We start from the raw sequence: 309 nt of genomic DNA, 5'->3' as shown, positions 1-309 counted from the left end.
TTTCAAACATAAAGAATATAGAAATTGGGTACACATACATGGGTGGACTGAAAGTCCGAATGAAATGATTGATTTTACCAGTTTCCATAATGAAATTCCACATGATGCAGCCGAAAAAATAAGGGATAGTAAGAATATACTTTCTTATCAAGAATTTAAAGAGTTAGTACAAAGTATTAGAAAAAATTATCCGATAATTCAACCATTAGGAGAATATGATTGGTTTGTTGATAATGGAGTGGGAGAATATAATGATATAAAACTTTATGGAATAGAATTTGCTAAAAGAATTTCAAAGCCTTATGAAGT

1 protein-coding gene is annotated in these 309 nt (G+C 29.1%); it reads left to right on the top strand.

Annotated elements, in window-relative coordinates; genetic code table 11:
• The coding region (locus ACTYA4_RS22280; RefSeq protein WP_445505885.1) for a hypothetical protein at positions 1 to 309 on the top strand (309 nt) is incomplete at both ends.

It is taken from the genome of Niallia yueguangensis (genome assembly GCF_052663115.1).
Note: the sequence above shows the minus strand (reverse complement) of the source record. Positions and strands in the feature narration are given on the sequence as shown.